Annotated in this window: 4 protein-coding genes and 1 tRNA gene; 1 reads left to right on the top strand and 4 read right to left on the bottom strand. The window is 42.1% G+C overall.

Translation table 11 applies throughout. The annotated features are described in order from the left end of the window. Positions 1–77: 77 nt before the first annotated feature. From WBJ10_RS02330 to WBJ10_RS02315, 4 genes are all read right to left on the bottom strand, one after another. Positions 78–368: an Arm DNA-binding domain-containing protein gene (locus WBJ10_RS02330; protein ID WP_424287940.1), complete on the bottom strand. Its 291-nt coding sequence runs from the start codon at positions 366–368 to the stop codon at positions 78–80. A 231-nt stretch (positions 369–599) separates the two neighbouring features. After that, positions 600–673, bottom strand: a tRNA-Lys gene (locus WBJ10_RS02325). A gap of 181 nt (positions 674–854) precedes the next feature. Further along, positions 855–2,390: a M20/M25/M40 family metallo-hydrolase gene (locus WBJ10_RS02320; RefSeq protein WP_424287939.1), complete on the bottom strand. Its 1,536-nt coding sequence runs from the start codon at positions 2,388–2,390 to the stop codon at positions 855–857. 57 nt (positions 2,391–2,447) lie between these two features. Further along, the gene (locus WBJ10_RS02315; protein WP_424287938.1) at positions 2,448–5,027 is read right to left on the bottom strand and encodes a family 20 glycosylhydrolase; all 2,580 of its coding nucleotides are present in this window, start codon (positions 5,025–5,027) and stop codon (positions 2,448–2,450) included. Positions 5,028–5,275: 248 nt separating this feature from the next. Here WBJ10_RS02315 and WBJ10_RS02310 point away from each other — a divergent pair. Next, the coding region (locus WBJ10_RS02310) for a YgaP-like transmembrane domain (RefSeq protein ID WP_424287937.1) at positions 5,276–5,718 on the top strand (443 nt) is incomplete at its 3' end.

The following is a 5,718-nucleotide window of genomic DNA, read 5'->3' as shown; positions in this document are numbered from 1 at the left end:
AAACTACTTTTGAAATTGAACTCTGCATTCATTCTTGCCGATTCTTCGACAGCATTCTTGCCGAATGTTCTGTATCGCTAATTGCCAAAAACACTGTATTCTTTCTTACCGGCTACAGCGTTATAATGCTTCTCCAATGCAGATTGCGTTTTTCGTATATAACTGTTGACAGATTTATAATCCAGAGCAACAGATTTGACGAAGCTATTCTTTTCGTCCCAGTCGCTAGGGGCAATTTTCTTACCCGTCGAAAAATTATCACGGTCACCATTTACTGTAATTCTTACATAAATTGGAACCATTCCATCCTTGGATTTTTTCGCTTTGTACAGCCAAAACAGTACAGATAAACCTTCATTAATTTTCATGACTTTTAGTTTTTTAAGTGTTGAAAGTCAGTTAGATAACTAAGTTATTTAGTTTAATTCTCTTTGAATTCGGTTTCCTAATTTCGCTAGAAACAATAGGAAACCGAATAGGAAACCGATTCGGTTGGATTTACTTGATGCTGTTTGAACTGAAATTTTTGAGAAAAGTGCTCTTAAACGCAAAAAAGCCTCTTTTTCGAGAGGCTTTGTGCTTGTTTGATGTCCAATATGTGACCCCTCTGGGACTCGAACCCAGGACCTACTGATTAAGAGTCAGTAGCTCTAACCAGCTGAGCTAAGGAGTCGTGATTAGGATGCAAAGAAACGAAACTAAACGCATCTTTCCAAAAACCTATTTTAAGCTAAGTTCCAGCAGTATAGCCGAAGTTTCAAGATCCATGACCATTGCACAAAGACCCATGTTGGGCGTTCGTGATTCTTGTCAATAGCAGAATTGCCCGAAAATGGGTTAAGATCACACTGAAACTATTTAATCATCATAAGAGATCCCATTATTACTATTCCGTCAAAAAAATTGCCAATACGAATGTTTTCATTTTCTGCATGTTGGTTGTTATCATGGTTGGCTATTGGAACAGTAACAGTTTTCGCTTTTAAATATTTTTCAAACAAAAAAAGTGGAAGAGTACCACCCATCGTTGGCTGTAGTACAATTTGATCTTGGCTTGTCGTTTTAACTGCTGCTATAACTTTTTGTATAATCGGCAAATCCATGGATGTTCGTTGTGCATTGGTGCCATCCTGTCCGTTTGTCACTTTTATAATTTTGGCGTATTTTGCTCTTTCTTCATCCGTTGGCTCACTATTGGTTACATAAAAGCCTTCTGCTTTTATATGATCGATTACTTTTTGTTGCTGCCTCTTCCAATCATTGCCTAATACCAATCTCAAATCAAGAACAGCAGTCGCAGATGTTGGTATTTGATTGGAAGCCATCTTACCAACATTACCGCTTTGCATACCATTGATATTTAATGAAGGCTGATTTATAGCCTCACTTAATGTTACTCCCTGCATTTCAACGGCACTTATTCCCAGTTCTCTTTTCATTTGCCGATCAACCGATGGAACTTCATCTAAAGCCTTTCTTTCAGAAAGTGACAAAGGGGTTACATCGTCATAAAATCCTTTTATAGTTACTCTTCCGTTGTCATCTTTCATAGAGGATAATAGTTTTGCCAACATCATGGCGGGATTTGGAGCCCAGTTTCCATAATGGCCACTATGCAGCGGTCGTTTTGAAGCATATACAGTAAGTTCAAGATTTACATCACCGCGAACGCCAAATACAATTTGCTTTTTCCCTGATTGATGAACTGGTCCATCACAAATAATCCAAAGATCTGATTGGAGTAAGGACTGGTACTTTTCCAATATTTCATGAAGATGTGGAGAGCCAGCTTCTTCTTGTCCTTCGAAGAAAAACTTAAGATTATAGTTTGGAGTAAGTCCGCTTTGCTTTACAGCATCATACGCGTTTAGAATGGCACTAACACCCGCTTTGTCATCAGAAGATCCACGGGCATATATCCTCCATTCGCTTTTGTAATTACCATCTGTAGGAAAAGATATATTAGTTCCACCTTTATCTATGGCATCCGAAAATAGTTTTGGTTGAAAGGGATCAAGTCCTTTTGCCCATTGTGCCGGGTTAACGGGTTGGCCATCATAATGTGCATAAAAAATCAGAGTTTTTGTTGCACCTGGTACATTTACTTCGCCATATACTGCTGGTGGTACGCCTATTGTGTTAGCCTTTAGAAGCTGCACTTTTTGAATACCCCTTTTGGTCATCATTTCCATGATGAAATCAGCATTCTTTTGTTGACCAACAGGGTCAGCAGCAACATTAGGTAAATAGAGAAACTCAGAGAACTCTTTAATGATGTTGCCAGCATTTTCACTCCCGTATTTTTTGATTGTTAAAACTTCTGCTGATTGCGCTGAAACTGACTCATCAATCAAAAAACTTAATAGGAAAAAGAAGAAGTATTTTCTCATAAAATGAATTTAAAACGTGTTGCGAGGGACCCGTCATCCCGACGCGCAGCGAGGGACCTATCTATTCTCGACCTCTACAACTCTCCCTTTTCTCCCCCCAGCATCAAAAGCAGCCACCTTAATCATCCCTTTTTCAGAAACCGGCCCTGAATACAATTTACTCGTAGCCTCCGGCTCTGATCCATCCGTAGTATAGCGTAATTCTAGCCCTGGGTATTGTATATTCGCTACCACAGTGCCGTTTTCCACTTTTAACCCCGGTTCCGGAATACGGTAGGCATAGCCCCCATTATAATGTGTTAGTCTAGGCAATTCGCGCTTACCCACGATGTTGGTAAAATTCACCCACGAGTCCTGGTAAAGTTGTTCGGCTTTTGCAGGATCAGCAGACGTAGCCCATTCCGGAGCAGTTGACCATGCGCGTTCGGCAAGTCCTAATAGTTTTGGAAGCAGCATGTATTCCAGGCGTGTAGAACTATTGTTGTTCTCCGACCAAAGCAAGCCCTGTATACCAACGATATTTGATTTACCATAATCGGTCAGGCGGATCTTACCCGTTTGATCTAATTTGCCGATAGGATTTCCCTGACCGTCTTCTTTAACATTTTTAAGCATATCGAATGGAATGAAATAGAACGGCTTATCGGCATCAACAAGCCCGCCCCATTTTTGTCCTGGTTCGTAATATGAATTGTTATAAGCGAGGTCAAAATACTGGTTAGACACTGGCGACAATACCACCTTATATCCACCATTGGCAAGACGGTAAGCGAGATCTTCGGCTCCTGAGCCGATAGTATTGTTCCAAACGTTCAGCTGGAAATTATCATCCGCAAAATCCGGGTTTGCAATATAATGCGGCTTGCCATCTAGCATGGTCTTACGCATGCCTGCTTCTTCCCAACCCGACAAGAATAATCCGCGCTTTTTTACCATGGTGTTCAGTTTCCCGAAATAATAATACCATAGGTCGTCAGTGTTTTTAATTGCAGGATTGGCCTTAGCTAATTTGATGTAAGCTGGCGAACGTTCCCATACGCCCGGTGGCACTTCATCCCCACCGAAATGAATTGTCTTTAGCGGAGCCCCGGCTTCTTTGTACATCATGATCAGGTCGTCGGTAACACGTTCCATGAAATTGTATGCAGATGGTAAGGCAACATTGATCACATTATCGCTCCAGCCCTGCACAGAACGGTATTTAGATGAATCAGACGGCTCAGCCAAACGATAACGGTTAGCTTCTTCAGGCTTCCCGGCTTTCATTAGTTTCGCATAACGGTTTTCCATTGCTTTGATGGCCGCGCGCGCATGGCCCGGCGACTCAATTTCAGGGATTACATCAATATGGCGTGCGGCAGCATATTTTAAGATTTCTATGAAATCCTTTTTGCTATAGTGCCCGCTTCCCGGAAGGACATTAGATGTACCACCAGATCCAAAAGAAGGCTGGATATTATTTTTATTATCGACTGTATGTCCCCGCACACTTCCAACACTCGTTAATTCTGGTAGAGAAGGGATTTCAACTCTCCATCCCTCATCATCCGAAAAGTGAAGATGGAATACATTCAGCTTATAAAGGCTCATCAGATCCAGCACTTTCAATATCTGTGCTTTGGTCTGAAAATTACGCGACACGTCCAGCATCAGGCTTCGGAAGCCAAAGCGTGGTGCATCCACTACTTCAACTGACTGAACCGGGATAGCTGATTGCTTACCTTTCCAGCTTGAAGGAGGAAGTAAAGTTTTTAAAGATTGTATGCCGTAGAAAGCTCCGGAAGGTGTAGATGCCGAAATAACGATGCCAGTAGGAGAAACCTTTAATGAATAGCCTTCAGGAGCAATACGCATGTTCTTCTGCAGTATGATTGAATTGCCGGTAGGAACCAGTTTAACTATACCTGGTTTCAGCAGCAGCAGTTTCTCTAATTCGGATGCGAGGTAGTTTGCTTCTTTCGCAAAGGCTGGCTCTGCATAAATGCGGGTACCTGCATAAAGTGAGAATTCGCCACTGCCTGCATTGTAAGATACCGGCGTCGGGAAAACTTTAACAAGCTGGCTCTCCGGAACATCTTTACCCGACTGGTTTTTGCTAAATACATATTGAGGGTTCATCCAGCTATTTTGACCGGAAGCAAGTTTGTCCAGAAAGTCCTTTTCCGGCTCTGGATAGCTTGCAGCAACAGGATAAGCTTTATTAGGTTCCGCATCCATCACCAGATAAAATCCCTGTGGGTTATTTGTGAAATTCTCGATAGACCCTGATCGAACCATCTGATAAGTAAAGGTTGATTTTGCAGGTATCCCCTCAAAAGCTGCAGTGGGTTCGATTTTAAATAAATCGCCGTTTACAAATGATATGCTAAGCCCGCTATTCTCTGGTTTCGGGAAAGAACCGCCATAATTAAAATATAAGGTCCAGCCCTTCGCCGGAAGGTCTGTATCCGAATCATTAATAATGCTCAGGTTTGAAAGTGACTGTCTCTTCGCTTCATAATTATTCTGCAGTGGTTTCCATTCAACCCTCAGGTTATACTTAGCAGCAGCTACCTGGGCTAATGCGGAAGAAACAGATGCGAAAACTAACAATAAGACAAATGCAGTTTTGATTTTAGAAAAGAGTATGCTGATCATAGGAGAGATGATTTTTATTTTTTAGTGAAAGTACGGGATTTAGAAGTAAGTATCAAGTATCAGGTATCAAGATCGGAGGTTGGGGCTCTTCCTTCGCAGGTTGTCCTTGCGAGGAGGTACGACGAAGCAATCTCTATGACCGTTGCAGGAGATTGCTTCGTCGTGCCTCCTCGCAAAGACAACCAAACAAAATCTTCAAATTTCAAAACACTTGATACTCAGTCCTTGTTAAAAGAAAAAACAATAAGATGAACTTCGATACAATCACAGACAAGCTAAAGGATAACTTTGACCTTGAGGTTATTAAAGATAAAATCTCTTCGATTGAAGCAGACAACGGAAATGTAGACCTTACTGAGCGGGTGATCTCGGTGGTAGGCGGTGTATACCTGACCTATAAGAGCCTTAAAACGCTAAGGAAACACCCTTTTATCGGAATCCAGGAAGCGATTGCCGGAGGACTGCTGATCTACCGCGGCGCAACAGGATTTTGCCCGGTATACAAGGCACTTGATACTGATGGCACCGATCCGCGGCCTTTAAATATAACCGAAACCTTTATGGTTGACCGCCCGCGTGCTGAAGTATATGCATTCTGGCGCAAGCTTGAAAACCTCCCGCGTTTTATGAAACACTTAGCTTCCGTAGACGAATACGACCGTGTGAGTTCACACTGGCGGGCTAATTTGCC

The organism is Daejeonella sp., assembly GCF_049655485.1.
GTDB lineage: Bacteria > Bacteroidota > Bacteroidia > Sphingobacteriales > Sphingobacteriaceae > Daejeonella.
This window is presented reverse-complemented; position numbering and strand designations above follow the sequence as displayed.

Excerpts from the sequence above, each read along its gene's own strand:
- WBJ10_RS02330 (WP_424287940.1), bottom strand. The coding sequence starts at position 368 with ATGAAAATTAATGAAGGTTTATCTGTACTGTTTTGGCTGTACAAAGCG.
- WBJ10_RS02320 (WP_424287939.1), bottom strand. The coding sequence starts at position 2,390 with ATGAGAAAATACTTCTTCTTTTTCCTATTAAGTTTTTTGATTGATGAG.
- WBJ10_RS02315 (WP_424287938.1), bottom strand. The coding sequence starts at position 5,027 with ATGATCAGCATACTCTTTTCTAAAATCAAAACTGCATTTGTCTTATTG.